This is a genomic window from Streptomyces sp. NPDC111516 (assembly GCF_055635345.1).
In genome coordinates, this window is the sequence record NZ_JBVKBV010000018.1 from 130,981 (window position 1) to 156,872 (window position 25,892).

28 protein-coding genes and 1 pseudogene are annotated in these 25,892 nt (G+C 70.8%); 16 read left to right on the forward strand and 13 right to left on the reverse strand.

The genetic code is table 11. From position 1 onward, the window contains the following. Position 1: 1 nt before the first annotated feature. On the forward strand, positions 2 to 910 hold the full coding sequence (locus tag ACZ7L9_RS28090) for an NAD(P)-dependent oxidoreductase (RefSeq protein WP_471419423.1): 909 nt from the start codon (positions 2 to 4) through the stop codon (positions 908 to 910). Positions 911 to 1,201: 291 nt separating this feature from the next. On the opposite strand, the gene ACZ7L9_RS28095 is transcribed toward ACZ7L9_RS28090, so the two are convergent. After that, on the reverse strand, positions 1,202 to 2,176 hold the full coding sequence (locus ACZ7L9_RS28095) for an RNA polymerase sigma factor SigF (RefSeq protein ID WP_471419424.1): 975 nt from the start codon (positions 2,174 to 2,176) through the stop codon (positions 1,202 to 1,204). Between the two features lie 527 nt (positions 2,177 to 2,703). Between ACZ7L9_RS28095 and ACZ7L9_RS28100 the strand changes: the two genes are divergently transcribed. The 5 genes from ACZ7L9_RS28100 to ACZ7L9_RS28120 all read left to right on the forward strand — a co-directional run bounded on the left by ACZ7L9_RS28100 (position 2,704) and on the right by ACZ7L9_RS28120 (position 7,498). Continuing rightward, positions 2,704 to 3,468 carry a hypothetical protein gene (locus tag ACZ7L9_RS28100; protein ID WP_471419426.1) on the forward strand — a complete coding sequence of 255 codons (765 nt, stop codon included), beginning with the start codon at positions 2,704 to 2,706 and terminating at the stop codon, positions 3,466 to 3,468. Between the two features lie 122 nt (positions 3,469 to 3,590). Then, a complete protein-coding gene (locus ACZ7L9_RS28105; protein ID WP_471419427.1) occupies positions 3,591 to 4,328 on the forward strand; it encodes an SAM-dependent methyltransferase in 738 nt (245 codons plus the stop codon). An 87-nt stretch (positions 4,329 to 4,415) separates the two neighbouring features. After that, positions 4,416 to 5,315, forward strand: a complete 900-nt coding sequence (locus ACZ7L9_RS28110) for a TIGR03619 family F420-dependent LLM class oxidoreductase (RefSeq protein WP_471419429.1) — start codon at positions 4,416 to 4,418, stop codon at positions 5,313 to 5,315. A gap of 176 nt (positions 5,316 to 5,491) precedes the next feature. Continuing rightward, on the forward strand, positions 5,492 to 6,412 hold the full coding sequence (locus tag ACZ7L9_RS28115; protein ID WP_471419431.1) for an NADP-dependent oxidoreductase: 921 nt from the start codon (positions 5,492 to 5,494) through the stop codon (positions 6,410 to 6,412). A gap of 402 nt (positions 6,413 to 6,814) precedes the next feature. Beyond that, a complete protein-coding gene (locus ACZ7L9_RS28120) occupies positions 6,815 to 7,498 on the forward strand; it encodes a SpoIIE family protein phosphatase (RefSeq protein ID WP_471419433.1) in 684 nt (227 codons plus the stop codon). On the opposite strand, the gene ACZ7L9_RS28125 is transcribed toward ACZ7L9_RS28120, so the two are convergent. From ACZ7L9_RS28125 to ACZ7L9_RS28140, 4 genes are read right to left on the reverse strand one after another with little or no spacing between them, the layout of a single operon-like run. Further along, positions 7,486 to 8,577: a bile acid:sodium symporter family protein gene (locus tag ACZ7L9_RS28125; RefSeq protein WP_471419435.1), complete on the reverse strand. Its 1,092-nt coding sequence runs from the start codon at positions 8,575 to 8,577 to the stop codon at positions 7,486 to 7,488. The genes ACZ7L9_RS28120 and ACZ7L9_RS28125 overlap by 13 nt on opposite strands. Positions 8,578 to 8,627: 50 nt before the next feature. Continuing rightward, positions 8,628 to 9,332 (reverse strand): phosphatase PAP2 family protein, encoded by a 705-nt coding sequence (locus ACZ7L9_RS28130; RefSeq protein WP_471419437.1) that lies wholly within the window; start codon positions 9,330 to 9,332, stop codon positions 8,628 to 8,630. Continuing rightward, a complete protein-coding gene (locus tag ACZ7L9_RS28135) occupies positions 9,329 to 9,931 on the reverse strand; it encodes a phosphatase PAP2 family protein (RefSeq protein ID WP_471419439.1) in 603 nt (200 codons plus the stop codon). Before ACZ7L9_RS28135 ends, ACZ7L9_RS28130 begins: the two co-directional genes overlap by 4 nt. Further along, positions 9,931 to 10,599: a DedA family protein gene (locus ACZ7L9_RS28140; protein ID WP_471419441.1), complete on the reverse strand. Its 669-nt coding sequence runs from the start codon at positions 10,597 to 10,599 to the stop codon at positions 9,931 to 9,933. The genes ACZ7L9_RS28135 and ACZ7L9_RS28140 overlap by 1 nt, the downstream gene beginning before the upstream one ends. Before the next feature lie 114 nt (positions 10,600 to 10,713). On the opposite strand from ACZ7L9_RS28140, the gene ACZ7L9_RS28145 reads away from it, so the two are divergent. Together ACZ7L9_RS28145 and ACZ7L9_RS28150 are read left to right on the forward strand one after the other, a co-directional pair. Further along, complete coding sequence (locus tag ACZ7L9_RS28145) at positions 10,714 to 11,169, forward strand: BlaI/MecI/CopY family transcriptional regulator (RefSeq protein WP_471419442.1); 456 nt, start codon at positions 10,714 to 10,716, stop codon at positions 11,167 to 11,169. Then, positions 11,166 to 12,110, forward strand: a complete 945-nt coding sequence (locus tag ACZ7L9_RS28150) for a M56 family metallopeptidase (protein ID WP_471419444.1) — start codon at positions 11,166 to 11,168, stop codon at positions 12,108 to 12,110. The genes ACZ7L9_RS28145 and ACZ7L9_RS28150 overlap by 4 nt, the downstream gene beginning before the upstream one ends. Before the next feature lie 236 nt (positions 12,111 to 12,346). Here ACZ7L9_RS28150 and ACZ7L9_RS28155 read toward each other — a convergent pair whose 3' ends face one another. Next, complete coding sequence (locus ACZ7L9_RS28155; RefSeq protein WP_471419446.1) at positions 12,347 to 12,874, reverse strand: NUDIX hydrolase; 528 nt, start codon at positions 12,872 to 12,874, stop codon at positions 12,347 to 12,349. 314 nt (positions 12,875 to 13,188) lie between these two features. Here ACZ7L9_RS28155 and ACZ7L9_RS28160 point away from each other — a divergent pair, with 314 nt between their 5' ends. Continuing rightward, on the forward strand, positions 13,189 to 16,617 hold the full coding sequence (locus ACZ7L9_RS28160) for a phosphodiester glycosidase family protein (RefSeq protein ID WP_471419478.1): 3,429 nt from the start codon (positions 13,189 to 13,191) through the stop codon (positions 16,615 to 16,617). A gap of 80 nt (positions 16,618 to 16,697) precedes the next feature. Here ACZ7L9_RS28160 and ACZ7L9_RS28165 read toward each other — a convergent pair whose 3' ends face one another. Genes ACZ7L9_RS28165 through dhaK form a run of 3 tightly spaced genes read right to left on the reverse strand, consistent with a single transcriptional unit; the run spans position 16,698 to position 18,727 of the window. After that, complete coding sequence (locus tag ACZ7L9_RS28165) at positions 16,698 to 17,108, reverse strand: PTS-dependent dihydroxyacetone kinase phosphotransferase subunit DhaM (protein WP_471419448.1); 411 nt, start codon at positions 17,106 to 17,108, stop codon at positions 16,698 to 16,700. After that, positions 17,105 to 17,719: a dihydroxyacetone kinase subunit DhaL gene (gene dhaL / locus ACZ7L9_RS28170; protein ID WP_471419450.1), complete on the reverse strand. Its 615-nt coding sequence runs from the start codon at positions 17,717 to 17,719 to the stop codon at positions 17,105 to 17,107. Before dhaL ends, ACZ7L9_RS28165 begins: the two co-directional genes overlap by 4 nt. A gap of 21 nt (positions 17,720 to 17,740) precedes the next feature. After that, entirely contained in the window at positions 17,741 to 18,727 is a 987-nt protein-coding gene (gene dhaK / locus ACZ7L9_RS28175) for a dihydroxyacetone kinase subunit DhaK (RefSeq protein WP_471419481.1), read from the reverse strand. Between the two features lie 1,312 nt (positions 18,728 to 20,039). Here dhaK and ACZ7L9_RS28180 point away from each other — a divergent pair. The 6 genes from ACZ7L9_RS28180 to ACZ7L9_RS28205 are packed head-to-tail and all read left to right on the forward strand — an operon-like array spanning position 20,040 to position 23,626. Then, positions 20,040 to 20,381, forward strand: coding sequence for an ArsR/SmtB family transcription factor (locus tag ACZ7L9_RS28180; protein WP_471419482.1), 342 nt, complete (start codon positions 20,040 to 20,042; stop codon positions 20,379 to 20,381). Next, positions 20,378 to 22,105: a SulP family inorganic anion transporter gene (locus tag ACZ7L9_RS28185; protein ID WP_471419451.1), complete on the forward strand. Its 1,728-nt coding sequence runs from the start codon at positions 20,378 to 20,380 to the stop codon at positions 22,103 to 22,105. Before ACZ7L9_RS28180 ends, ACZ7L9_RS28185 begins: the two co-directional genes overlap by 4 nt. After that, the gene (locus tag ACZ7L9_RS28190) at positions 22,102 to 22,515 is read left to right on the forward strand and encodes a pyridoxamine 5'-phosphate oxidase family protein (protein WP_471419453.1); all 414 of its coding nucleotides are present in this window, start codon (positions 22,102 to 22,104) and stop codon (positions 22,513 to 22,515) included. The genes ACZ7L9_RS28185 and ACZ7L9_RS28190 overlap by 4 nt, the downstream gene beginning before the upstream one ends. Further along, on the forward strand, positions 22,512 to 22,937 hold the full coding sequence (locus ACZ7L9_RS28195; RefSeq protein ID WP_471419456.1) for an ATP-binding protein: 426 nt from the start codon (positions 22,512 to 22,514) through the stop codon (positions 22,935 to 22,937). The genes ACZ7L9_RS28190 and ACZ7L9_RS28195 overlap by 4 nt, the downstream gene beginning before the upstream one ends. Before the next feature lie 18 nt (positions 22,938 to 22,955). After that, positions 22,956 to 23,363: an STAS domain-containing protein gene (locus tag ACZ7L9_RS28200; RefSeq protein ID WP_471419458.1), complete on the forward strand. Its 408-nt coding sequence runs from the start codon at positions 22,956 to 22,958 to the stop codon at positions 23,361 to 23,363. 41 nt (positions 23,364 to 23,404) lie between these two features. After that, a complete protein-coding gene (locus ACZ7L9_RS28205; protein ID WP_471419459.1) occupies positions 23,405 to 23,626 on the forward strand; it encodes an alkylphosphonate utilization protein in 222 nt (73 codons plus the stop codon). A 236-nt stretch (positions 23,627 to 23,862) separates the two neighbouring features. Here ACZ7L9_RS28205 and ACZ7L9_RS28210 read toward each other — a convergent pair whose 3' ends face one another. The 4 genes from ACZ7L9_RS28210 to ACZ7L9_RS28225 form a co-directional block, all read right to left on the reverse strand. Further along, complete coding sequence (locus ACZ7L9_RS28210; RefSeq protein ID WP_471419461.1) at positions 23,863 to 24,039, reverse strand: DUF6126 family protein; 177 nt, start codon at positions 24,037 to 24,039, stop codon at positions 23,863 to 23,865. Between the two features lie 174 nt (positions 24,040 to 24,213). After that, on the reverse strand, positions 24,214 to 24,615 hold the full coding sequence (locus tag ACZ7L9_RS28215) for an ATP-binding protein (RefSeq protein ID WP_471419464.1): 402 nt from the start codon (positions 24,613 to 24,615) through the stop codon (positions 24,214 to 24,216). A gap of 50 nt (positions 24,616 to 24,665) precedes the next feature. Beyond that, on the reverse strand, positions 24,666 to 25,019 hold the full coding sequence (locus ACZ7L9_RS28220; RefSeq protein ID WP_471419466.1) for an ArsR/SmtB family transcription factor: 354 nt from the start codon (positions 25,017 to 25,019) through the stop codon (positions 24,666 to 24,668). Continuing rightward, a complete protein-coding gene (locus ACZ7L9_RS28225) occupies positions 25,016 to 25,210 on the reverse strand; it encodes a hypothetical protein (protein WP_471419467.1) in 195 nt (64 codons plus the stop codon). The genes ACZ7L9_RS28220 and ACZ7L9_RS28225 overlap by 4 nt, the downstream gene beginning before the upstream one ends. Positions 25,211 to 25,571: 361 nt before the next feature. Between ACZ7L9_RS28225 and ACZ7L9_RS28230 the strand changes: the two are divergent. Beyond that, positions 25,572 to 25,742 (forward strand): annotated as a pseudogene (locus tag ACZ7L9_RS28230) (IS6 family transposase); the annotation flags it as partial. Positions 25,743 to 25,892: the final 150 nt, after the last annotated feature.

Below are 25,892 nucleotides of genomic sequence, written 5' to 3' on the forward strand. Positions count from 1 at the left end.
CATGTCCTCAAGCGCTGCCGACGCCACCCCGCAGCGGCCGACCGTCGCCGTCCTCGGAACCGGGATCATGGGATCCGGCATGGCCCGGAGCCTGCTGCGGGCCGGACTCGACGTCCGGGCCTGGAACCGGACACAGGCCAAGGCGGCCCCGCTCGCCGCCGACGGCGCCACGGTCACGGAGACGGCGGACGAGGCAGTGCGCGGCGCCGACGTCATCCTCACCATGCTCAACGACGGCCCCTCCGTCGCCGCCGCCCTCGCCGCCGCGTCGCCGGGGCTCCACACCGACCAGGTGCTGCTCCAGAGCTCGACCGTCGGGTTCGAGGCCACCGCCGATCTCGCCCGGCGCGCCGCGGAGCTGGGGCTGGTCTATCTCGACGCGCCGGTCGCCGGCACCAAACAGCCCGCGGAACAGGGCGCGTTGACGGTCTTCGTCTCCGGCCCCTCCACCGTCCGGGCGACGGTGGACCCCGTGCTGGAAGCGATCGGGCAGCGCACGGTCTGGGTCGCCGAGGTCCCCGGAGCGGCGTCGCGGCTGAAACTCGTGGTCAACACCTGGGTGATCAACCTGGTCAACACCATCGCGGAATGCCTCAACCTCGCCGAGGGCCTGGAGATCGACCCGCAGACGTTCCTCGACGCCATGAAGGGCGGCCCGCTGGACTCCCCGTATCTCCAGGGCAAGACCGCCGCCGTCCTCTCCGGCGACCTCAGCCCCAGCTTCGCGCTGTCCACGGCGCTCAAGGACACTCGCCTCATCCTGGACGCGGCGGAGAACTCGGGGGTGCGGCTGGACCTGGTCGCCGCGTCGGCCGACCGGTTCTCGCGCGCCGAGGCGGCAGGGCACGGCGGCGAGGACATGATCGCCACCTACTACGCGGGGCGCGCCCCGGAGAAGAACGGCGACTGAGCCCGTCGGCCGGCCCGGGTGCCGGAGCGATCCGTTCCGGCACCGCAGGGCCCTGCAAGGCCGTCGGACCACCCGCACCTCGTGCCGGACCACGGCGCCGAACAGGTGGCCACTAGGTCCTGTCCTGCCGATCTTCGTGGATCAGCCCGGGGCGTCTGGTGCGGTGCATCGCAAGGCGGAGGATCGTCCTCGTACTGGACGTACTCGGGCGACTCCGACAACGCGGCGAGGTGCCGTGCCAGGCGTTCCGGGCCCGCGAAGATCGGCAGGACAGGTCCTAGACCGCCGGGATCACTCCTCGACGAACATCCCGCTGCGGAGCTTGTGCAGAATCCTGCTGATCAGCCGGGACACGTGCATCTGCGAGATGCCGAGCTCCGCGCCGATCCGGGACTGTGTCATCTCCTGGCCGAACCGCATGTCGACGATGCAGCGTTCACGCTCGTCCAGACCATCCAGCAGCGGGGCCAGCGTATGCAGGTTCTCGACCGTCTCCATGGCGGGATCCGGACCGCCCAGGACGTCGGCGAAGGCGCGGCCCGCCGCGTTGCGCTGACTCGCGTCGGCCGGATCGGCCGGCATGTCCAGCGAGCCCGCCGTGTATCCGTTGGCCGCCACGATGCCCTCGGTGACCTCTCCCTCGCTCAGCCCCAGTTGCTCGGCGAGTTCCGGGACGGTGGGCTCGCGGTCGAGCTCCGTGGTCAGGCACTCCTTGGTCCTGGCGATGTCGACCCGCAACTCCTGAAGCCGGCGCGGGACGTGCACCGCCCAGCTGGTGTCGCGGAAGAATCGTTTGATCTCACCGGTGATGTACGGGACCGCGAACGAGGTGAACTCGACCTCGCGGGAGAGATCGAACCGGTCGATGGCTTTGATCAGCCCGATGGTGCCGACCTGGACGATGTCCTCCATGTCGCCGCCGCCCCGGTTCCGGAACCGCCCGGCGGCGAACCTGACGAGGGAGAGGTTCATCTCGATGAGGGTGTTCCGCGCGTACTGGTGGGCGGGGGTCCCCTCCTCCAGGCCCCGCAGACGTTCGAAGAACAGCCTGGACAGCTCCCGCGCGTCGGAAGGCGCAACCTTCCCCGCGTTCTCGATCCACGGCAGTTCGCCGCTGTCCGCGGCAGCCTCCGTGAACCCCGTGACCTCCGTCGGCTCTGCGGCAACTGCCCTGTGTTTCCGGATTCCTGTCGGCATGTCGGCCGATGTCGACCGTGCGCTCTCCGCCCGCTCCGCACCGGCGGTCCGCGCAGTGTGCGCCGTCATCTCGTCACGCTCCCCTGGTCGTAGGCCATGAGGTACCTGCGTCTGCCCCCGGGGGGAGGCTCCCATGCGGAAAAGGGGAAGTTGATCAGGTCACACGGCAGTAATGGCCGGGAATCGTCGTGATCGGCCGTCGTGTTCGTACGGGGGCCGGACGCGCCGGGCAGCGGAACCGCCCCACCGGTACGGGGGAGCCCGGTGGGGCGGTCGTCTCCAGACTGCCACAGCCGACGGCGCAATGGGGACCGACCGTCGTATATCCAGCGGTGCTTGAGTCGAAATCGATGGTGACCCGGATCAGGGACGCTGCCCGGACGGGTCAGTCGCGCGGGTAACCCACCGGCGCAGGCCGTCACTCGGTCAGTTCGGGTGGTCGGGTCTTGAGCGGCGGGATCGCTCAGCGTCTGACGATCCGGTGGAACGGCTCGGATTCGCTCGGCGCACCCGACCTCGGGCACCCGGCGGACGGGGTCGGGTCGTTGCTGCGATCATGACGGGAGCAGGGGGAAGGCGCGACCAAGGGGGGCGTAATGATTTCTGAGCCGGAAATGGCTGGCGAGCCGGGCGGAGTCGGGGCCGACGAGGTGCTGGGCGCCTTCGGCCAGGGGCACATGGACTTCGGCCAGGGACACATGGGGGAGCCGCGACCGCGCAGGCCGTGGCGGTGGGCGCTGGGCGGAGCCGTGGTGGCTTCTGCCGTGTGGGCGGCGGCGCTGCTCCTGTTCCCAGGGAGTGACCGACAACCGGACATGCACGGATACCGGTTGAACGAAGCCCCCTGCCCGGTGCTGCCACTGAAGGCGCTCGGTACGGCGATCGCACCGAGAGAGCCCACGGGCAAGGTGGAATCAGGGGTTCTGAACGACCCGGCATTGGATCAGGTCAGGTGTTTCATTCCTCTTCTTTCCTCCGCCGGGCCGAAGCGCTCTCTGAAGCGCTGGTCCACCGACTACTCCGTCGGCGTCATGGTGGAACTGCACAAGAAGACCGACCCCGCTGCCGAGTTCGAGGCGAAGCGCGGGGTGACCGATTTCGGCGACACCGGCGTGAAGGTGGAGTCGGTCGCAGACCTCGGCGACAGGGCGTATCTGCTCACCTCGGACGACGGCATCGCGGAACTGCGTGTGCTGGAGGGCGGCGCGGTCCTCTCGCTGACTCTCTCCTCCTCCCTGCAGTACGAGGACGACCTCGGCGGAGCCCCGATGGGTGACGGACCGGACGTCCCTGATCTCTCCCCCTACCAGTCCGCGATGATCAGCGACATGCGCGACCTGATGGACGGCCTCAAGCGCTGACGGTACTCAGGAGTCGGGCGAGGATCACTTCCGCGCCCGCGTCCGTGCCGCGAGCGGGTACTGGCCGGCCGGCACCGGAAAAACCACGTGCGTACGGCCTTTGGTGCTGTCAGGCTGCGCCGGTGAACCGTGAACAGATGTCCAGGCTTGCCCATGTCGAACACCCGATCAAGTCCCCGCTCGACGACGAATCGGTGCGACAACTCCTGGCGCGTGGCGCCCCGCGTGGGGACGAGCGGGTGCTCGACCTCGGCTGCGGCGGCGGAGAATGGCTGCTGCGTGCCCTGACCGCGCACCCGCGGCTGCTTGCCGACGGCGTCGACACCTCCGAGGACGCCCTTGGGCAGGCCCGTGAGGCCGCGAGCCGTCTCGGCGTCCAGGAACGCCTCGCACTGCACCACCAGGACGCCGCGCAGTTCCGTTCCGCGCACTCCTTCGACCTGGTGCTCAGCGTCGGGGCCGCGCATGCCTTCGGCGGACTGCTGCCCACGCTCGCGGCGGCGCGCACACACCTGGCTCCGGGCGGACGCGTCCTGATCGGTGAGGGCTTCTGGGAACGCGAGCCGTCGAAGGAGGCCACCGAGATGCTCGGGGACTTCACCGACCTGGCGACCACCCTGGACCACGTCGCCGCCGACGGGTGGACCCCGGTCCACGGTCACGTCAGCACGCGCCGCGAACTGGACGACTACGAGTGGTCCAACTGGGGGTCGCTCGCCTCCTGGGCCCTGGATCACCCCGACCATCCGGACAGCCCGCAGGTGCTGGAGACGGCCGCGGTCCGGCGTACCGAATGGCTGCGTGTCTACCGGGACACCTGGGGCTTCGTCACTCTGGTCCTGCGTCGGACAGCCGGCTGAATCGAGGCAGGTTGCCGGGATCCTCCATGCCCGCCCGGTGACCTGCCGTCAAGAGAGCTGGCTTAGGCTCCGGTTGTGAAATTTGGCGTGAACATACTCAATTTCGGTGTCGGCACCACCCCGGCGAGTCTCCTCCAACAGGCTGTGGACGCACGTGAATTGGGGTACTCCTTCGCGATGATCTCCGACCACGTCGCAGTCACCTCCGATGTGCACGAGATGTATCCGGCCCCGTTCTACGACCAGTTCGTGCTGGCCGCGCACATCGCCGGGCGGGTACCCGGTCTGGCGCTCGGCACGACTGTCACGGTGATCCCGTACCGTCACCCGCTGCAGACGGCCCGGCTCGCCGCCAATATCGACAACCTGAACGCCGACGGGTTCATCCTCGGTGCGGGGATCGGCTGGTCCGGGGCCGAGTACGAGGCGCTGGGCGTGCCCTTCGCCGAGCGGGGGCGCATCACCGATGAATACCTGGCCGCGATCCGGGCCGCCTGGGCCGAGGACCCCGCGTCGTTCCGGGGCGATTACGTCTCGTACGAAGGCGTACGGACCGCGCCCGCGCCCGTATCCGCTCCCGGCCTGCCCGTCTGGATCGGTGGCAATTCGGCCGCCGCCCAGCGGCGCGCCGCCCGGTTCGGCGAGGGCTGGCACCCGTACCGGCTGCCGCTCGATGCGATCCGGGCCGGGCTGCCCTTGATCACCGAGGAGGCCGAACGCGTCCACCGCCCCGTTCCCGCGCTCGTGCCGCGGCTCCAGATCCGCGTCACCGACGCCCTCCTCGGCAGTGAACGTCCCGCCGGACACGGCACGATCGACCGGATCCGGGCCGATCTGGCGGAGCTCGGCGAGCTGGGCGCCACCCATGTGCTGCTCGACGTCAACCCGGACACACCCGCCGAGCGCGGCACCGTGGGCGACGACCGGAGGCTTCTCGAACTCCTGGTGGACAAGGTCGTGGACCCGGTCACCGGCGGAGTCCGCTGAGCATCGCGGGAGACGCCACGGAGGTCGTAGCGGCAAGCATTGCGGTCCGCTGAACGCCCCAGCGGTCCGGGAATACACACACGGAGAGGCGCCTTCCTGCTGCTGTGGCGAGCGGTGACCGGCCCGGTCCCGGGTGCTGTGCACGGTCACCGCCATGAACAGGAGAGAGGAAGCTCATGCCCAAGGCGTACGTGTTCACCCGCAACGGCGGACCGGAGGTCGAGGCCCTCGTCGAACAGGACGTGCCGGTGCCCGGCCCCGGCGAACTGCTCGTCGCCGTCCGGGCGGCCGGGGTCAACCCGGTCGACTGGAAGCTGCGTACGGGGTACACCAGGCCCGGCAGCGAGCCGCAGCCGTTCCCCACCGTGTTCGGCAGCGAGGCGGCCGGAGTCGTCGAGGGAGTGGGCCCGGACGTCGAAGGATTCGCGGTCGGGGACGAGGTCTTCGGCAATCCGGTGACCGGCGGCTACGCCGAGTACACGCTGCTTCCCGTCGCCGTGACCGCGCACAAGCCGGCCGGTCTGTCGTTCGCCGACGCGGCTGTGCTGCCGGTCGCGGCTGCCACCGCGTACGACGGTGTGCGCCAGCTCGGTCCCGCCGCCGGCTCGACCCTGCTGATCACCGGGGCCGGAGGCGGTGTCGGCGCCTTCGCGGTTCAGCTCGCCCGCCACGCCGGTGTCCATGTCATCGCCGCCGCGAGCGCGGCCAAGAAGGACTTCGTCGAGTCGCTCGGCGCGGTGCACGTCGAATCCGGCGCCGGTCTCGCCGGCCGGGTGCGGGCGGCGGCGCCCGACGGCGTCGACGCGATCTTCGACCTGGTCGGCGGTGACACCCTCAGGAGCGTGGCCCCGCTGCTCGCCGACCCTACGACGCTGATCAGCGCCGGGGGCAAGCCACTGGCGGTGGAGCTCGGCGGGGCGGCCGTCGCCCGTGCCCGCACCGCGGCCGTCCTCGACGAGGTGGCGGACCTCGTCGTCGCCGGAGTCCTGCGGACGCATGTGACCGCGACCTTCCCGCTGTCCGGGGCGGGAGAAGCACTGCGCTCCGTGGAGAGCGGACACGCGCGTGGGAAGACCGTGATCGAGATGGACGCATGAGCGCTCCGCGTGCCGCCGCGGTGACGGGCACCCGTTGGACAACCCGGTCCGCGCCGCGCTGACCGGCCCGCACGTTTCTTCGCCGAGCAGCGCGGCCCCGTCCTGCGCTACCCGGCGGACTGGGCCGACGCCGCGGCCCCGTTCCCGCAGGCCGTGCGGCTGCGCCCCATCCGCCGACATGCCCGGCAGGGTCCGGCGGTGTCCGTACGGCACCCGTGCGGTGATACCCGGTGCGGGACCTTCGGCCCGGGACCTCCGGGCCGGAGTCCACCGACCGCCTCCCGTCGCGGGACCTTCGGCGTACTCCATGGGGCCGTAAGCCTCGTGCGTCGACCCCCGCGATCCCGATGGACTGGGACCGAACGCCGGCGCGGGGTCGGCAGATCCCGGGAGGAATGGGCCGTGACGATCGGGCTCCGGCGCCGGACGGCGACGCGAGGAGCGACGCTCCCGGGTACGGACGCGGGGGAGGCGGCCGTCACCGCCCTGGTGCTCGGAATCGACGGGAAGGACCGGGTGGAGGGTGTCAACTGCGGTCATCTGCCGCCTCGCCTGCTCCACGACGGCGCGGCCCGCACGGTTCCGCTGCGCCGCACATCCGTTCCGCTCGGCATGGCGGAGCTCAGCGGGGAGGCACGGGTCGCGGAAGGGCTCGACTTCCCGCCGGGCGCCACGCTCCTGCTCTTCACCGACGGGGTCACCGAGGCCCGTGACGCATGGGGCGCCTTCTACCCGCTCGACGCCCGGCTGGGCCAGTGGGCGCAGCAGGGGCCGCGCGAGGTACTGGACGCACTCCATGCCGACCTGGAGTCCTTCTCCGGAGGCCTGCGACGCGACGACATCGCCGTGTCGCCGTGCGCCGCGCACCGGTCGGAAGCGGCTTCCGCACCGGGGCGGCCGGCCAAGGCGCCCGCCGGGCCGCGGCGACCTTCAGTTACCGGTAGGAGGGCGCCGAGGCTCCGCAAGGAGCGCCGGCGCGCTCTGCTGCTGCGCGACGACGAGGAGAACGGCGCCCCACCCCACCGGTCCACCGTCGACCTCGACGGCGGCCTCGCCGTCATCCGCCTGCCCGGTCACAAGACCTGAGACGTGTCTGCCCTGCGGCGCAGCACCGAGTCCGCCACCCCCGCCCCGCACTTCTGCAACATGCTGTACGCGAGAACCGGCAGGAGCACCTGTGGGCTGCTGGGCAGATTGGTCGCCGCCAGCACCGCACCCGCACTGCTGTTGTTCATTCCGCAGGCCAGCGTGATCGCCACGGTGTCCGCGCGGTCGGCCCGCACCGTACGGGCCAGAAACCAGCCGATCACGAAGGAAGCCGCGCACAGCGCCCCGGCCACGACGACGGCCGCGACCAGCAGTGCGGGCCGCGGGTGGAACAGGAAACCGCCGAGCGCCCCGCAGGCGTTGCTGTAGGTAAGCAGCACCGCGTCGACGAGTCCGAGCAGCCCCAGCCACGGCAGATGCCGTTCGAGCACGGGGCGGGGCGTCAGACGTTGGACGGCCAGACCGGCGACGCACGGCACGATCACACTGATCACGGCGAACGCCCCGCCGTCCGTCGCGGCCATGCGTGACAGATCGTGGGCGTAGTGGCCACGCGTCACCGTCGAGGCCACCGAGAGCATCAGCGGAATGGTCAGCGGACTGAGCAGCGTGGAGGCGAGGACGATCCCCACGACAAGTGAGTGGTTGCCGCCCGCCCGGCCGCCCCAGACCGTGGCACCGGCCGCGACCGGCATGGCCCCCACGAGCGCGAGCCCGGTGATCAGCCCGCTGCATCCGTCCGTATCGGGCAGTCGCCCCAGCACCATGGCCACACAGGGCAGCAGGGCCAGCGGAATGAGCGTATTGGCGGCCGTGCCCACCAGCAGCGACAAGGGCCGGCGGACGAGCCGCGGCAGCTCCCCGGCAGGCACCCGTAACGCCGCGGTGAAGAGCAGATGGGCGAGCAGGAGCGAAGGCAGCGTGAGCTGCGTACGGGCGCCGCCGGGGACGGGAACCGCGGCAAGGTGAACCCGCCGCAGGGCCAGTCCCGCCTCGGGCACCAGCGCCGCCGCCGCGTACGCGGTCACCGTCACCCGGGTCAGCCGACGTTGGAGGAGCGAGAGCACACGCGGCACCACCGGCCCACGGACGGCACGGGTGGCAGGCGCGGGAGACATGAGGGGCATCGCACGGTACCTCGATGAGGGTGGGACCTTGAACGGACCGGTCACTGCGGGAGCGGCAGTGCCTTCCGTATCAGCGCGGTCCCCAGCCCCACCCAGACCGCGGCGAACAGCCATCCGGCGAGCACATCCGTCGCCCAGTGCACCCCCAACAGGATCCGGCTCAGGCCGACGGCCGCCGCCCAGCAGATCACCAGGGCGGCGACGGCGGCACGGAGAGAACGCGGCACCCTCCCGCCGCGCGTCCGGACGCCCATGGCCGTGAGCAGCAGGCCGGCCATCAGTGCGGACGTCGTCGCGTGACCGGAGGGGAAGGCGAAGCCGGAGGCGTGCGTGGCCCAGTCGCCCAGCGGCGGGCGGGGCCGGGCGAACAGCTCCATGAGACCGTAGCGGACACCTTGCGCGAGCAGCAGGAAGGCCAGGGCGCCCACCGCGTACTCCAGCCGCCGACGGGTGTCACGGCCCGCGATCAGCCCGGCGATCACCGCCGCCGCGTACGGGAACACTCCGGTGCCGGTGGCCGTGACGGCCCGAGCGGTCGCCACGAGGCCCGACGACCGATGCCGCAGCGACCAGTCATGGGCGGCCCGGTCCAGGGCGGGCGGGGAGCCGTGCCGGGCGGCCAGGACGAAAACCGCCAGCCCGACGAGTCCGAGCAGCCCGACAAGAACGGCTCCCAGCGGTGCACGGAGCCCTAATGCCAGGGGTGCGGTCCGGCCGCGCGTGAGCGCCGAAGCGTTCTCGGTCACCGGTTCGCCACCAGGGGACGCAGCGGGCTCTCGCGCAGCCGGACCACCACCGGGGCGCAGCGCTGCGCCGCGATGGTCAACGGCCAGGCGACGAGCGCGCCCGTGACCAGCCCGATCAGCACATCGTGCGGGTAGTGCACACCGATCCACACCCGGGACGCCGCCATCAGCAGAGCGGCGGGCACCGCGATCGCCCCGAGTCTGCGATCGGTCAGCCAGATGGCCATCGCGGCGGCCGCCGCGATGGCGGCATGGTTGCTGGGGAAGGACCAGTCACCGAGCGCGGGGCAGGCCTCCACCGTCACTACATGCAGCGTCTGGCACGGCCGCTGCTCATGGAAGGCCGATTTCACCAGGTCGTTGACGATGTACGCGGCCACCACGACAAGCGGGGTACAGAGCGCCATGGCGGTACGGTCGGGGCCTGCGGAGCGCGAGCGCCACCAGGACACGAGCATCAGCAGGGCGAACAGGGCCAGTCCGTAATCCGACCAGACACGGACGGCGGAATCCAGAGCGGCGGGGGAGCGCTGGGCCAGCTCGGTGATCCAGGTGTACAGGCCACCGTCGATCGAGGTGGCCGTGGAGGCGAGTGGCATCAGCTGTTGTCTCCTTCTGCGGTGCGCCGGCCGCGGGAGCGGAGCAGTTCGGTGGCGAGGGGGATGAGGGAGATCACGACCACGACGGCGACGATCGGCAGCAGATAGCGGTCGACGTTGGGCACCGAGGCGCCCAGCGCGTATCCGGCGAGGACCAGCCCCACGGTCCAGACCACCCCGCCGACGGCCTGCCACAGCGTGAACAGCCCGGCGGGGACGTTGAGCGCCCCGGCCAGCGGGTTGAGCACCGTGCGTACGACGGGTACGAAGCGGGCCAGCACGATCGCCCGGGCGTGGCCGTACTTGCCGAGCAGTTCCTCGGCGCGGGCGGCACCCTCGTGCAGCCGCTTGGCGCGGCTGCGGGCGAGCAGGGCCCGGCCGCCGCGGCGGCCGATCCAGTAACCCACCTGCGCGCCGAGCAGCGCGCCGACCACGGCGGCGATCAGCACCTGCGGCAACGACAGCTCGACCGGCCCGTGGGTCCCCGACACGCAGAGAAGACCCGCCGTGAAGAGCAGGGAATCGCCGGGCAGGAAGAAGCCGACGAGCAGTCCCGTCTCGGCGAAGAGCACGACGGCGATGCCGAGCGCACCGAACGCTCCGAGCAGTGAACCTGCGTCCAGCACGTTCACCGCTTGTGGCGCGGCCGCCAGTGAGAATACGGACACGGTGGAAGGTCTCCCATAATGGTGAGCGGGCGGCCCGACGGAACGCCCGGACTGACTACAGTGGTGTAGACGGTCTGTGTCACTGTAGACGCCCGGAGGGGGAGGAGAGTTCCCATGTCGCAGGTGAAGGGAATATCGAGCGGGGAACCCGCCCCCCGCCCGGACGGCGAGCCGGCACCGGAAGTCGTCCCGCAGCGCCCGCAGCACACCGCATCGGAGCGGCGCCCGTCCGGCGAGCTGGAATCCACGATCCTGGCGGCCCTGTGGGCGGCCGGCACGCCCCTGACCCCCGGCCAGGTGCAGGGCGCGATCGGGGCGGCGCTCGCCCGCACCACCGTCACGACGATCCTGTCGCGTCTCTACGAAAAGGGTACGGTCACCCGCACCCGGGCCGGCCGCGGATTCGCGTACACCCCCACCGAGGACGCGCCGGGTCTGACCGCCCGCCGGATGCACAGCGAGCTGCGGAAGGAGGAGGACCGCAGCACGGTGCTGGCGCGATTCGTGTCACAACTCACCGATGAGGACGAGCAGCTGCTCCGGGACCTGCTCGACGGAGAAAACCGATGATCTACGCCGTGTGGGTTCCGCTGCTGATGCCCTTCGTCGCGGTACCCGCTGCCCGTCGCCTCGCGGACGCCCTGTCTCCGGTGCGTGCCGTACGGCTCCTCGCCTCCACGGGCATCGGCCTCGCCCTGTGCAGCCTGCTCGCCCTGGTTTTGCTGGTGGTGCCCGGCGCCACCCGGTTCTCCGCCGTCTCCGCCTTCGGTGAACTGGTCAGACCGCTCTCCGACGCCCCTCCCGCCGTCGCCGTACCCCTCGCGGCCGCCGCACTGGCGCTGCTCGCGGGTTGCGCCGCGGCGGTCGCCCGCGCCGCCCACCGCCACTGGGCGGAGCTGTACCGAGCGGTGCGGCCGCCCGAGTACGCAGACGGTGAACTGGCCGTCCTGCGCGACAGCCGCGCCGACGCGTACGCGCTGCCCGGCCGTCCGGGCACGCCGGGCCGGATCGTCGTCACCACGGGAATGCTGCGCGCCCTGGACCCCGCCGAACGCGACGCCCTGCTGGCACACGAACGCGCCCATCTCACAGGCCGGCACCACCTCTTCATCGCAGCCGCGGAAATGGCCGCACTCTGCCACCCCGCACTGCGCTCCCTGCGCGCCCCCATGGGCTACGCCCTGGAGCGCTGTGCCGACGAGGCAGCAGCCTGCGCTGTCGGCGACCGACGGATCGCCGCCCGCGCCATCGGCCGCGCCGCCCTCGCCGCCCGCGCCGCCGAAGGAGCCCCGCAGCCCCGTCCCCGGACGGCGCTCGCCGCGGCGGCCGGCCCCGTACCGCGCCGCGTCGCCGCACTGCTCGGCCGGAATGCCCCGCGGCCCCGCGTCGGCCGGGCGGCGGCCGCCGCGCTGCTGGCCTGCCTGGTCCTCTCCGGAGCCGCCGCGCTCGACGCGACGAGCGATCTGCACAGCAGCATCGAGGCAGCGCAGGACGGCGGAGCGCAGCACTGACGTTTCCGACCGTTGTCAGGCCCTGTCCTGCCGATCCTCGCAGGCCCGGAACGCCTGGCACGGCCCCTCGCCGCGTTGTCGGAGTCGCCCGAGTACTCCTTCCTCCACCTTGTGATGCACGGCACCGGACCCCGCTCCCTGATCCGGCCTGATCCAAACGAAAGGCCCTCGCCGCGGCACCTCGAACACCACCCGCACCGCCCGGAGATCGACCGCACAACCGGCGAACAGCCCGCTCAGGGCCCGTCCTGAGCGGGCGTCACCCGCCCGTGGGCCACGTGCTCCCGCAGCCGGTCCAGGAAAACCCGCTGCCCCGTGACCAGCCGCTCCGCCGCCTCCTGGGGCGTGCACCAGGCGAACCGGTCGACCTCCGGAAAATCCCGCAGTACCCCGGACCCCCGCGGCCACTCCATGGTGAACGTCCCGGGAACAGCCGTCGCGGCATCGAGATCCGCCTCCAGCGCCCACACCGTCACGGTCTTGCCGCCGGACTGACGGGCCTCACCGAGCGCCACCCACTGACCGTCCGGCGCCGGACGGCCGAACTCCTCCGCGAACTCACGGCGGGCAGCGGCCGCCGGCTCCTCGTCGGGGCCGTACTCACCCTTGGGGATCGACCACGCCGCGCTCTCCCGGCCCGCCCAGAACGGGCCACCCATGTGCCCGATGAGCACCTCGAAACCGGCGTCGTCGTCCGCGGCCCCGGCCGGCCGACGGAACAGCAGGAGACCCGCACTGCGCATGGCGCGCTTCTGGGATGACATGCCGTCAAGTCTGCGGGCCGGTCCGCATGCCGCCCCGGACGACACCCCTGCCCCAGTGATCATTTCCGTCATCGAGCCGACTCGTCCTGTTTCCCCCGAGGTTCCCGATGCCCCCTGGTGCGGGGCTGCGCGCGCGGCCATGCTGTCCGCCGACAGCGCTTTCCGCCCGTGGACCGGGACGGGCAACCAACGTGATTCCAGGAGGATTTGTGGCCTTCGGCATAGTCGGCAGGACGACCGGACCGCATGCGAGAGCGGCGCGGCGGTACGGGACGGTCGCGCGACCGCTCGTGCTGCTGGCGACGGTGTCCGCGATGACGGTCGGCGCGATTTCTCCCGCGCTCGCCGATTCGACCCCCGACCCCCGTCCCCGTACCTCCGCCGATGTACTCCGGCCTGTCGCGCCACCACCCGCGAGCAACCCGGCGGGAGAGCCCCGGTCCGTCGCGGACGGCGACGGCATCGAAACCGCACGCACGTCGCGCCCGATCGCCCAGGGTGTCCGCCTCGACTCGTACGACCGGCTCGAATCCGACAAGTGGCTGCGGGTCGACTCCCTCTCCGTCGACCTCGCAGGCACCGGCGTACAGGCCGACTACCTCTTCTCCGGGAAGGTCTCCGAACGGCACACGGTCTCCGAACTCGCCGCCGGACACGAAGCGGGCCGCGGCCGCCGCACCGTCGCCGCGATCAACGGCGACTTCTTCGACATCAACCAGACCGGCGCGCCGGAGGGGATCGGCATCAAGGACGGGGCGACCGTCCAGTCGCCCGCCCCGGGAATCAACCGGGCCGTCGGTATCGGTCCCGACAGCGCGGGCCGCATCCTGAACCTGTACTTCGACGGGACGCTCACCCTGCCCGCCGGACAGCGGCCGCTCGCCGCCTACAACGCCGCCAATGTCCCAGCCGGGGGAGTCGGCGCGTACACCTCGGCCTGGGGAACCGCCGACCGCGCCCTGACCGTGGACAACGCGACCCCCGTAGCCGAAGCGGTCGTACGGGACGGCAAGGTCGTCTCCGTCGCGCACACCCCCGGATCAGGAGCCGTCCCGGACGACACCACCATCCTGATCGGTCGCGAAGCCGGGGCCGCCGCGCTCGACGCACTGAAACCCGGCGACCCGGTGTCCCTGACTTACCGGGCACGCACCGACAACGGAGCCCTGCCACGCACCGCCGTCGGCGGGCGCGAACTCCTCGTCGTCGACGGAGTCGCGCAGAACCATGACGGCGAGGGCAACAACACCGCCGCACCCCGCACCGCCGTCGGCTTCTCCGAAGACGGCCGGACCATGCAGATCCTCACCGTCGACGGGCGGCAGGCCGACAGCGGCGGCGTCACCCTCACCGAACTCGGTCTGATGATGCGGCGCGCCGGCTCCTACAGCGCACTCAACCTGGACGGCGGCGGCTCGTCGACCCTCGTGGCGCGTGAGCCCGGCAGCGACGCGCTCCGGGTGGAGAACAGTCCGTCCGACGGCAGCGAACGCACCGTACCCAACGGCCTCGCCCTCACCGTCCCCGACGGCAGCGGACGCCTCAACGGCTTCTGGGTCCAGCCGCGTACGCCCGCCGGTTCCGCACCGGGCGTCGACCCCGTCAAGGGCGGCCACCCCGACCGGGTCTTCCCCGGGCTCACCCGCCGCCTCACCGCGACCGGATACGACGAGACGTACGGCCCCGCCGACGGCGACCCGCGCTGGCGTACAGTGCGCGGCTCCGTCGGCACCGTCGACGGCGACGGGCTCTTCACCGCGCGCCGCGGCGGCGCCACCGAGGTACGCGCCGAACACGGACCGGCGCGCGGCAGCACGACCCTGACCGTCCTCGACGAACTGGCCCGGATCGAACCGACCACCCGGCGCGTGGGCCTCGCCGACGCCGAGGCCACCGGCACGTTCGGCATCGTCGGACTCGATGCCCACGGCACCAGCGCCCCCGTGGAACCGCGCGACGTCACCCTCGACTACGACCACGCGCTCTTCGACATCCGCGACGACGGCCAGGGCTCCTTCACCGTTGCCTCACGCACCGGTGGCGATGCCGGACAGATCAAGGCCACCGTGGCCGGCACCACCACCGTCCTCGCCGTCAGCGTCGGCCTCACCGAACAGGCCGTCTCCTCCTTCGACGACGCGGCGTCCTGGAAGTTCAGCCAGGCCCGGGCGAGCGGTTCACTCGCTGCCACGCCCGACGGCCACACCGGCACCGGACTGCAACTCACCTACGACTTCACCCAGTCGACCGCGACCCGCGCCGCCTACGCGTCCCCGCCGCAGCCCGTCACAGTGTCCGGCCAGCCGCAGTCGTTCAAGCTGTGGATCAAGGGCGACGGCAACGGCGCCTGGCCGACCCTGCACCTCAAGGACGCCGCGGGCTCCGACCAGCTGTTGCGCGGACCGTACGTCACCTGGACCGGCTGGCGGCAGGTCACCTTCGCCGTACCGTCGGGAGCCGCCATGCCGCTCTCCGTGTCCCGCTTCTACCTCGCGGAGACCGCCGCCGCTCAGCAGTACACGGGTGAGATCGTCATCGACGAACTCACCGCCCAGGTGCCGCCCACCGTCGACCTTCCCGAACAGGCGGCCCCGGCGGACCCGTTGATCGACCCGGCGGCCGTGACCGGGCGCAGGGACTGGCAGTTCGCGGTGATGTCCGACGCCCAGTTCGTCGCCCGGGACCCGGACAGCGCCATCGTCGCCCAGGCACGGCGCACCCTTCGCGAGATCAAGGCGGCCCACCCGGACTTCCTCGTGATCAACGGTGACCTCGTCGACGAGGGATCACCCGCGGATCTGGCCTTCGCCCACCGGATCCTCGACCAGGAACTCGGCGACTCGCTGCCCTGGTACTACGTACCGGGCAACCACGAGGTCATGGGCGGCAAAATCGACAACTTCATCACCGAATTCGGCCCCGCCCAGCGGACGTTCGACCACAAGGGCACCCGCTTCGTCACGCTCGACACCTCCAGCCTCAGCCTGCGCGGCGGGGGTTTCGCCCAGATCAAGCAGCTCCGCGCCCAGCTGGACGCGGCAGCGAACGACCGGACCGTCGACTCGGTCATGCTGATCGAGCACGTGCCGCCGCGGGACCCGACCGTACAGAAGGGCAGCCAGCTCGGGGACCGCAAGGAGGCGGCCCTCGTCGAACAGTGGCTCGCCGACTTCCGCCGTACTACGGGCAAGGGCGCGGCGTTCATCGGCAGCCACGTCGGCGTCTTCCACGCCGCGCACGTCGACGGAGTGCCGTATCTGATCAACGGCAACTCCGGCAAGGCACCGGCCGGACCGGCCGACGAGGGCGGCTTCACCGGCTGGTCACTGGTCGGCGCCGACCACATCACGCCCGGTGAACAGGGAGCCGCGCGGCAACGGCCGTGGCAGGGCGGGCCCGACTGGGTCTCCGTGCAGACCCGCGCGCATGTCGACGCGCTGGAGATCGAGGCGCCCACCGTGCTCGGTACCGGCAGCCGTACGAAGGTCACGGCGACCGTCACGCAAGGCGCCCGTAAAGTCCCGGTCGGCTTCCCGCTGGCCGCGGACTGGACCGGATCCCCGAACGTCCACATCGGTGACCTGGGCGACGCCCGCCACTGCCATACTGCGGTCCTCGACCCGTCCACCGGCATCCTCACCGCACTCCGGCCGGGCACGATCACACTCGCCGTGACGGTCAACGGCACGACACGGCAGGCCCGGATCAGGATCGAGGCAGCCGCGACCGCGTCGGCTGCCTGATGGCAGGCGTGAGGCCGCCCCGTGCACCCACGGACGACGGGTGCACGGGGCGGCCTCACGGACCGCGGGAATCCACCTGCCTACACCTTGCGGTACTCGTAGGCCTCCGAGGCCGCGGCCGCCACCGCCGCGATGTCGGCGCCCGCCGACGCCGTGACCACGGCGGCCACCGCACCCTCCAGGAACGGCGCGTCCACCAGGCGCGAACCGTCCGGCAGTTCGTCGCCCTCGGCCAGCATCGTCTTGACCGTGAGCACCGCGCTGCCCAGATCGACGAGCAAGGCCACCCCCGCACCGCCGTCCACCGACCTGGCGGCCTCGGAGATCAGCTCCGCGCTGGTCCCGAGCCCACCCGCGGGCGTACCACCGGCCGCGGCGACCGGGGCCGTCGATCCACCGGCGGCCAGCCCCCTGGCGAGCTCGGCGACGGACTCGGCCACCGGGCCGCTGTGCGAGACGAGCACGATCCCGACCTGCTTCCCGTCGCTCATGCCTCACCCCCGAGCACGCCGCCGGTCTCGGCCAGTGCCGCGATCAGCAGGGCGGAGGACGTCGCCCCCGGATCCTGATGACCGATGCTGCGCTCGCCCAGATAGCTCGCCCTGCCCTTGCGGGCCTGGAGAGGAACTGTCGCCAGCGCCCCCGCCTCCGCCGCTTCCCGGGCCGCTCCGAAGGAGGTCCCCAGCGCCTCGGCGGCCGGCAGCAGCGCATCGAGCATCGTCTTGTCCCCGGCCTGCGCCCCGCCCAGCTGGGCCACGGCCGCGACGCCCGCCCCGAGCGCCTCGGCCAACTGCTGCGGCGTCACGGCCGGCGTGTCGCCCAGAGCCTTTCCCGTACGCCGCAGCAACGTCCCGTACAACGGCCCCGCAGCCCCGCCGACCTTCGAGATCAACTGCCGTCCGGCGAGCGTCAGCACGGCACCCGGGGTCTGCGGCTGCTCCTGGCCCAGGACCTCGGTCACCGCGGCGAACCCGCGCTGCATGTTGCTGCCGTGATCGGCGTCCCCGATCGCCGAGTCGAGCTCGGTGAGGTGGTCCGCCTCGCGATCCACGGCAGCCGCGGCCGTGGTCATCCAACGGTGGAAGAAATCGGCGTCGAGCACGTGATCTCCTTGTCGGGTGGGTCAACGGCCCCAGCGCAGCGCCGGTGTCTCCACCGGCGCGTCCCAGAGGCGCAGCAGCTCCTCGTCCACCTGGCAGAGCGTCACCGAACAGCCCGCCATGTCGAGCGAGGTCACATAGTTCCCCACGAGCGTACGAGCCGTCACGACCCCCCGCTCGGACAGCACCCGCTGCACCTCGGCATTGAACCCGTACAGCTCCAGCAGCGGAGTCGCTCCCATCCCGTTGACCAGCACGATCACGGGTCCGCGTGGCCGCAGGTCCTCCAGCACCGCGTCCACCGCGAAGTCCGCGATCTCCCCCGACGTCATCATCGGACGCCGCTCCCGCCCCGGCTCGCCGTGGATCCCGATCCCCAGTTCCAGTTCGCCCGGCGGTAGATCGAAGGTCGGAGACCCCTTGGCGGGCGTGGTGACGGCGCTGAGCGCCACCCCGATACTCCTCGACTCCTCGTTCACCCGCCGAGCAATGGCCGCCACCTGTTCCAGCGACGCGCCCTCGTCGGCGGCGGCCCCGGCGATCTTCTCGACGAACAAGGTCGCGCCCGTGCCCCGCCGCCCCGCCGTGAACAGACTGTCGGTCACGGCCACGTCGTCGTTGACGAGGACCTGGGTGACCCGAATGCCCTCGTCCTCGGCGAGCTCGGCGGCCATCTCGAAGTTCAGCACGTCGCCGGTGTAGTTCTTGACGACGAACAGCACCCCCGCCCCACTGTCGACCGCGGCGGCTGCCCGCACCATCTGATCGGGCACGGGCGAGGTGAACACCTCTCCCGGACACGCCGCCGACAGCATCCCGGGCCCGACGAATCCGGCGTGCAACGGCTCGTGTCCGGACCCGCCCCCGGAGACCAGCGCCACCTTCCCGGCCATGGGCGCGTCACGCCGCAGGACGACACGGTTCTCGGCATCCACGGTCAGCTCCGGATGGGCGGCGGCCATACCGCGCAGCGCGTCCGCGACAACGGTTTCCGGGACGTTGATGAGCATCCTCACGGGTATCTCCTAGGCAAGGTAGCAGGTGGGTGGTTGTCCTGCGTTTTCGCTGTTCAGAGTGGGTATGGGTAGTTCGTGATCTTGGCTGTTCGTGGCGGTCGTGAGCGGGTTCTGGCGGAATTGATGCTGACTTAATGTCGACTTTAGTGACGGTTCGTCAGGTTGGTCGGGCGGGTCTCGGCTGACCTGCTCCTGTCGGCAGTATCGGCCTTGCGGCAGCGAAGGGCACGTGCCAGAACGTCATAGGCGCGCCTCGGTCCGAATCAGGACGCGTTCGGTTGTGGCCGGACGTCGGTGTCTATGTGTACACCGGGCCTCGTCAGCGCGTGGTGTACGAGGATGTTCCAGCCCCTTGCCTGCGGCGGGAGGGATTGCGAAGCGGCATTCGCTGCGCGGACCGGCCGTGGTGTCATCCCAGCAGGTTTTTCGTCTGCTGGTGGTACATCGTCATGGTCCATCCTGACCTGGCAGATGGCGTTTCGGCGGGGCTCCGCGCGTCGCCTTGGCCCGGAACTGGTCCGGATCTTGGAGTTGACAGTGGCCGAGGATCAGGTTGTCCACCAGGACGGGGACTTCGTCCTTTTGTGGGCCGGCGTGCGCTGAGAGGGCGGGACGGACGGGCGTCGGTCCTCCGGCCCGTCAGTGGGGAACGATCACAGCGCGTCCCCGTACTTCGGAGCAGCAGAAGCAATGGCTCGAGCCGATACTCGCCTCGTAGGCGTTCACTTCCTTCGGCGAGGCCCGGACCCCGGCAGAGTGGCAACGCGGGTTGTCAGGCAATCTCCCGTGTGCCCTCGACAAGGCCGGTCACCGACATCCTGGAGACCATGCGGATCTGCCACGAGGCCGGGTACGTACAGAGGGTCTCCCGTCGCTCAGGGGAAACGCCGGCCCCTCGACCCGGTGGTGGGCGTCGCGTGCGGGGAGATCAAGTCCGGTGCCCGGCCTGCGGCGTGCGCGTCGCCAAGTACAACCAGCTCCGCGAACTCGCCGACGCATACCGCGAATCAGTCCCGTTCAGGACCGACGGCGACTGAACGGCGGACCGAAGCCGGTCCCCGCTGCCGCCGGGATGGTTTCGCGCCTACCGCCGTTCGGCCCCTGACGACCTACGGCCGGGCAGTGCGTGCCCGTGATCCAGGGGCGTCGAGGGTCGGGTGTGCGAGGCCGCAGGGCGGGCGTGAAATCAATGAATTGCATAATTCTGCAATTCGCTACATGCTGTAGGGGCTGTGTCCGTGGGTAGCCGCAGGCGCTTCGTCAAGCGATGTCCCAGGTGCCTGGGTGATGGGGAGTGTTCGAGACCGTGCCGGTTCCGCTGTATCAGGCCAAGGCCGAGTTCTTCCGGATGCTCGGGCACCCGGTGCGTATCCGGGTGCTGGAGTTGCTGCAGGGCGGGCCGATGCCGGTGCGCGATCTGCTGGCGGAGATCGGGGTGGAGCCGTCGGCGCTGTCACAGCAGTTGGCGGTGTTGCGCCGCTCGGGGATCGTGATCTCTGCCCGGGAGGGTTCGACCGTGGTGTACGAGCTGGCCGGCGGGGATGTCGCGGATCTGATGCGGGCGGCGCGGAGGATCCTGACAGAGATGCTGACCGGGCAGAACGAACTGCTGGCCGAGCTGCGGGAAGCAGCGGGAGCAGCCGAGTGAGTACGTTGCCGGACCGGTTCTGGGGCCGGGTGCGTTCCCTGTTGCCTGCCCGCGCCGATTACGCGGTCATGGCCCGTAACCCGCGCCGTGACCTGCTCGCGGGCCTCACCGTCGCCATTGTGGCGCTGCCGCTCGCTCTCGGGTTCGGTGTCTCCTCTGGGCTCGGCGCCGAAGCCGGGTTGGCGACTGCCGTGGTGGCGGGTGCCCTGGCGGCGCTGTTCGGTGGCTCGAATCTCCAGGTCTCCGGTCCCACGGGGGCGATGACGGTGGTGCTGGTGCCGATCGTCGCCCAGTACGGGCCCGGCGGAGTGCTGACGGTCGGACTGATCGCCGGGTTGATGCTGATCGGCCTCGCTCTGGCGCGGGCCGGGCGGTACATGGCCTACATTCCCGCCTCGGTGGTGGAGGGCTTCACTCTGGGCATCGCCTGCGTGATCGGCCTCCAGCAGGTCCCGAACGCGCTCGGGGTGGCCAAGCCGGAGGGCGACAAGGTCCTGGTGGTGACCTGGCACGCTATCGAGGCGTTCATGAAGTCCCCGAACTGGATTGCCGTGGCGCTGGCGGCCGGGGTGGTTGTGGTGATGCTGGTGGGGGCCCGCTGGCGGCCCACCATCCCGTTCTCGATCGTCGCGGTGATCGCCGCGACCCTCGTCGCGCAGCTCTTCCACCTGGACGCCGCCGCCCCGATCGGGGACCTGCCGGCGGGTCTGCCCGTACCTTCGCTCGGCTTCGTCGACATGTCCGCGCTCGGCTCGCTACTGGCCCCGGCCATCGCGGTCGCCGCCCTGGCGGCGCTGGAGTCGCTGCTGTCGGCGCAGGTCGCCGACGGGATGACGGTCGGTCAGACGCACGATCCGGACAAGGAGCTGTTCGGGCAGGGCCTGGCGAACATTGCCGCCCCGCTGTTCGGCGGCGTGCCGGCGACCGGCGCGATTGCCCGCACCGCGGTCAACGTCCGCACTGGCGCCTCCTCCCGGCTCGCCGCCCTGATCCATGCCGCCGTGCTGGCGGTCATCGTGTTCGCCGCCGCCCCGCTGGTCTCCAGAATCCCGCTTGCCGCGCTGGCCGGGGTACTGATCGCGACCGCGATCCGCATGGTCGAGGTCGGCTCCCTGCGCGCGATGGCGAAGGCGACCCGTGCGGACGCGATCGTCCTGGTCCTGACCGCGGCCGCTACTCTGGCCCTGGACCTGGTGTACGCGGTCATCATCGGCTTGGTCGTGGCCGGGGCGCTGGCGCTGCGGGCGGTGGCCCGTCAGGCCCGCATGGACCAGGTCGACTTCCGCCCCGACATGCCCGGCGAGCACAGCGACGAAGAGCATGCGCTGCTGGCCGAGCACATCGTCGCGTACCGGATCGACGGGCCGCTGTTCTTCGCCGGTGCCCACCGTTTCCTCCTTGAGCTTTCCGAGGTCGCCGACGTGCGCGTGGTGATCCTGCGGATGTCGCGGGTCTCGACCATGGATGCCACGGGTGCTCTCGTATTGAAGGACGCCGTGGAGAAGCTGAACCGGCGCGGTATCGCCGTGATGACCTCCGGTATCCGACCCGGCCAGCGGCGCGCCCTGGATTCTGTCGGCGCGTTGGGCCTGTTGCAGCAGGAGGGGCACGAGTACGCCTCCACTCCGGAGGCCATCGCCGGGGCTCGTGTCCACCTGCAGAAGGCCGGGCTGCTGCCCGATCGAGGCCGGATCGCCCCTGTCACCGAAAAGGCTTCCCGATGACTGCCCCCATCGCCCGCCGCATGGTCGAGGTGTCCTCAGCGGAGGCCCTGTGGCTGCTGGAAAGTACCGGTCAGGGACGCCTGGTCTACTTCCAGCGCGAGACCGCCGTGGTCCGCCCGGCCGTGCACGTCCTGCAGTACGGGCGCCTGATCGTCCGCACCCCGGTTCAGGAGGCCGCCCTGGCTGACCGGGGCGCGCTGACCTATCAGGCGGACGAGATCCGGGGGGCCGGCGGCACAGGCTGGACCGTCACCGTGACCGGACCGGCCGAACTCGTCAGCGACGCGGACGAGGCGGCCCACTACCGCCGTACGCTGCAGGGCTGGACCCACGGCCCGCACGACACCCTTGTACGGATCCGCCCGCAGGCGATCAACGGCTTCCGCCTCGTCTCCCCGGAGGCCCGGTGAGTACGCAGCTCGAAAGCTTGCCGTACCGGCATGTGCTGACCCTGCCCATGATGGGCTCGGCGGTGCGGATAGCGCGTGAGACTACGGAGCAGGTGATGGCGGAGTGGGGGATCAGCCGCCGTCATCCGAGCGTGGATCCGGCGCTGCTGATCCTGGCGGAGCTGGTGACCAACAGCGTGCGGCACGCCGCCGTGCTCTCCCTGAACGTGACGGTCGTCTTCGCGGGCGGGCCGGACACGTTCGCGTTCGCCGTCCACGACCGCCACCCCTACCAGCCCTCCTTCTACACCGCGGTCACCGGCGGTGTCAGTACCGGGCTGGCCACCGTTGCCGAACTCACTCTCCAACTCGGCGGCACCACGGTCGTACGCGGGGACGCGGACGGCCGGGGCAAGAGCATCTGGGTCACCCTCCCCCTGTAGAAGATCGAGGCAGCGACAATGACCATCGAGTGGCGCTACACCACCCACCACAACCTCGGCGTCCTCTCCCTCGCCGGATACCTCGGCCCGGACGCCGTCCACCGGTTCACCGGCGCTATCGGCTGGGTCCAGGCCCGCGGCACCGGCCCGGTCATCCTCGACCTGACCGAACTGCGCGGCTGGTCCACCGGCGGTCAGCTCGCCGTGGCCCAGGCCGCCCGCCAACTCCGCAGCGAGGGGCGGCGCCTGGAACTCGCCGCGATCCCCGCCGACGGCTCCCTGGTCCCCGACGCCACCCACCCGCCGGTCCCCGTCCACAGCGACCTGCCCACCGCCCTCGCTACCCACCAGGACCCTGCCGGCGACGGGCGGGAGTGGTGCACCGACGAATGGCCCGGCACGCGCACCAGCGCCGACCAGAACTGATGCAAGCACTGCACAGCAACGAACAGAGCAAGGAAAAGAACATGAGCGACGTGATCGTGAAGGACAGCAACGGAACCGTTCTGGAGGACGGCGACTCCGTCACCCTGATCAAGGACCTGAAGGTGAAAGGCACCTCCGAGACCCTCAAGCGCGGCACCCTGGTCAAGAACATCCGCCTCACCAGCCGGGCCGGCGAGGTCGAGTGCAACACCAAGAAGGTCAAGGGCCTCGTCCTGAAGACCGAGTTCCTGAAGAAAGCCTGACCCAGGACACACTTCGCACGCATTGTGCCCCGTCCGCCGGGACGGGGAACGGCGCCTGCGCGTTTCGCCGCCTTCGAGCGCCTCGCCTGCCTCCCTCACGGGCCGGCTGTGGCCCTCACCACCCCAGGCAACTGCTGCGACCTTGACCGCGGGCCTTCAAGCAGGCAGTTCGGCCGCAGCGCACAACATGTGACCCTCAGCAGCGGCCTTGCCGCACCGGGCCGATCCGGCCGCCGTCACTTGTGGGCGTGCTCGCCCACGTAGAACAGCAGCCAGACGAATCCCGCGAACAGGTGCGTACCGAAGATGTAGAAGAAGGCGCGCAAGGCCACGCCCTTCTGCTTCCAGGACTCGGTGCCGGCTCCGCGGCCCTCGGGCGCGGGCTGACTCTCGTCCCGCACGGTGTCACTCATGACCTGTCTCCCGTCTTGTGTCCGGTACTCGGCAGCGTGCTCGTGCTGTCCGGCCGGGCGGGTAGGCAGTGAGCGAGCTGACCATGGCCGCGTCCGCAGTACGCGTGACGGGTTTGTTGTCCGTGTACGAGCAGGTGAGCCCGAAACGCACTCCGGCCATTGCGTCCTGCCCCATTATTGGGGGCCGTAGAGCTGGAAACGGACCAGGACCGTCTTCCCCCGCCCCCGGGAAGCAGGTTCGACACTGACACCGCCGTCGTAGACGGTGGCGAGTTCCGCAGCCGTCCGCAAGCCCGTGCCTGTCACCTCGGCGGCCAGGTCGATCATGCGGGGATCCTGGTCGCATACGCCGATCACCAATTGCCCGCCAGCCACGCTGACCACCACCTCCGCGTCGGGCGAGCGCTCGGCGTGCCGTACGGCATTGGTGATGAGTTCGCTGACGACCAGTAGTGCGGCACCGGCCAGCGAGGAATCGGGGCCGATCCCGAAGGAGGTGAGGGTCTCGGCGGTGTTGACGCGAACCGCCCTGACCGACGCCGGGATCAGCGGCACCGTCGTGGCATGCCGCTTCATGTCCGGCAGGGCACGCACCCTGGCGGGCATATGCCGGTGCATGCCCCAGTTCACGACGCCGTCGACGATTCGGCGCTGTGCAACTGGTCGAGCAGGTCCTGCTGCCCCGCCAGCATCACGGTCAGAATCCGGCGCGCGGCCCGCATCAGCTCCGCCACATCCCCGCCGGCCAGCTCATACACGACTGTCGCGCCCTCGCGGGTCGCGGTCACGATCCCCGAACGGCGCAATACGGCCAACTGCTGCGACAGGCTCGACGGTTCGATCCCGATCTCCGCCAGCAGATCCCGCACGGGCAGCGGCCCGTCCTGCAGCAGCTCCAGCACCCGGATACGGACCGGATGACCGAGCATCCGGAAGAACTCCGCCTTCGCCTGGTACAGCGGTACCTGAACCACGCTCACTCCCCGGCCTTCTTGTCGTCCGTGCCGATGCCGTGCTCGCGCGCCACTCGCAACGCATCCTCCACCTCGTCCTCGGCCAAGGCCGCCTCATAGGCATCCTCAGCATCCAAAGCGGCCGCAAGCCGGGCCCGCGCCCGACGGACCCGCTCCCGTACCTCGTAGGCGAACCCGCCCACCACCACGCTCTCCACCCCGCACTTCTTGACTAATCCGGCAACTAGCGAATTGCAGAACTCTTCAATTCTAGAGGCGGGGGCGGCGCGGTGCACCATCGGTGCCGGTGATTTCGTGCCGCCTCGCCAAAGAGGGAGCGGCTGCGGACCGCGCCTGGCCGCTGCCTGTTCTGCGGCTCGCCGCCGCCGACGCACGCGCGCCGACAAACTCAGGCGGATCTCGTAAACCCAAGCGTCACGAGCCGACGCGTCAGCGGTTCCGGTCGAAGCTGACCTGGTGCTGCCGGATTCCGGCATGGGGTGTTGTCAGGTTGAGTGGTGGCCTCCTCGGGCGGCATGATCATCCGGCTGGTCGGATCGCTGGAGGGGGCTGTCCGTGATGACGCCGTCGTACCGGGGTTTCCGCTTTCCGCCGGAGGTCATCTCCCACTGCGCGTGGCTGTATCACCGCTTCAGCCTGAGCCTGCGCGACATCGAGGAGCTGATGCTCGAGCGCGGCATCGAGGTCAGCCACGAGACAGTCCACCGGTGGACGCGCCGGTTCGGCCCGGCTTAGAACTCCTAACGAAATGATCTTCGAGGTGGTTGGATCACTCCAGGAGCGTTGATCCGGGGGTGCGGAGTGGCGCGGCCGAAGCCGTGGGAAGTCGATGACGAGTTGTGGGCGGTGATCGAGCCGCTGCTGCCCAAGGTCGAGCGC

Bases quoted from the DNA above. Each gene is read 5' to 3' on its own strand.
- dhaK (WP_471419481.1), bottom strand. From the start codon at position 18,727: ATGCTCATCAACGTCCCGGAAACCGTTGTCGCGGACGCGCTGCGCGGT.
- ACZ7L9_RS28205 (WP_471419459.1), top strand. From the start codon at position 23,405: ATGAGCGACGTGATCGTGAAGGACAGCAACGGAACCGTTCTGGAGGAC.
- ACZ7L9_RS28190 (WP_471419453.1), top strand. From the start codon at position 22,102: ATGACTGCCCCCATCGCCCGCCGCATGGTCGAGGTGTCCTCAGCGGAG.
- ACZ7L9_RS28125 (WP_471419435.1), bottom strand. From the start codon at position 8,577: ATGTCTCCCGCGCCTGCCACCCGTGCCGTCCGTGGGCCGGTGGTGCCG.
- ACZ7L9_RS28200 (WP_471419458.1), top strand. From the start codon at position 22,956: ATGACCATCGAGTGGCGCTACACCACCCACCACAACCTCGGCGTCCTC.
- ACZ7L9_RS28165 (WP_471419448.1), bottom strand. From the start codon at position 17,108: ATGAGCGACGGGAAGCAGGTCGGGATCGTGCTCGTCTCGCACAGCGGC.
- ACZ7L9_RS28145 (WP_471419442.1), top strand. From the start codon at position 10,714: ATGTCGCAGGTGAAGGGAATATCGAGCGGGGAACCCGCCCCCCGCCCG.
- ACZ7L9_RS28090 (WP_471419423.1), top strand. From the start codon at position 2: ATGTCCTCAAGCGCTGCCGACGCCACCCCGCAGCGGCCGACCGTCGCC.
- ACZ7L9_RS28100 (WP_471419426.1), top strand. From the start codon at position 2,704: ATGATTTCTGAGCCGGAAATGGCTGGCGAGCCGGGCGGAGTCGGGGCC.
- ACZ7L9_RS28155 (WP_471419446.1), bottom strand. From the start codon at position 12,874: ATGTCATCCCAGAAGCGCGCCATGCGCAGTGCGGGTCTCCTGCTGTTC.
- ACZ7L9_RS28215 (WP_471419464.1), bottom strand. From the start codon at position 24,615: ATGAAGCGGCATGCCACGACGGTGCCGCTGATCCCGGCGTCGGTCAGG.
- ACZ7L9_RS28135 (WP_471419439.1), bottom strand. From the start codon at position 9,931: ATGCCACTCGCCTCCACGGCCACCTCGATCGACGGTGGCCTGTACACC.
- ACZ7L9_RS28150 (WP_471419444.1), top strand. From the start codon at position 11,166: ATGATCTACGCCGTGTGGGTTCCGCTGCTGATGCCCTTCGTCGCGGTA.
- ACZ7L9_RS28160 (WP_471419478.1), top strand. From the start codon at position 13,189: ATGACGGTCGGCGCGATTTCTCCCGCGCTCGCCGATTCGACCCCCGAC.
- ACZ7L9_RS28095 (WP_471419424.1), bottom strand. From the start codon at position 2,176: ATGACGGCGCACACTGCGCGGACCGCCGGTGCGGAGCGGGCGGAGAGC.
- ACZ7L9_RS28210 (WP_471419461.1), bottom strand. From the start codon at position 24,039: ATGAGTGACACCGTGCGGGACGAGAGTCAGCCCGCGCCCGAGGGCCGC.
- ACZ7L9_RS28115 (WP_471419431.1), top strand. From the start codon at position 5,492: ATGCCCAAGGCGTACGTGTTCACCCGCAACGGCGGACCGGAGGTCGAG.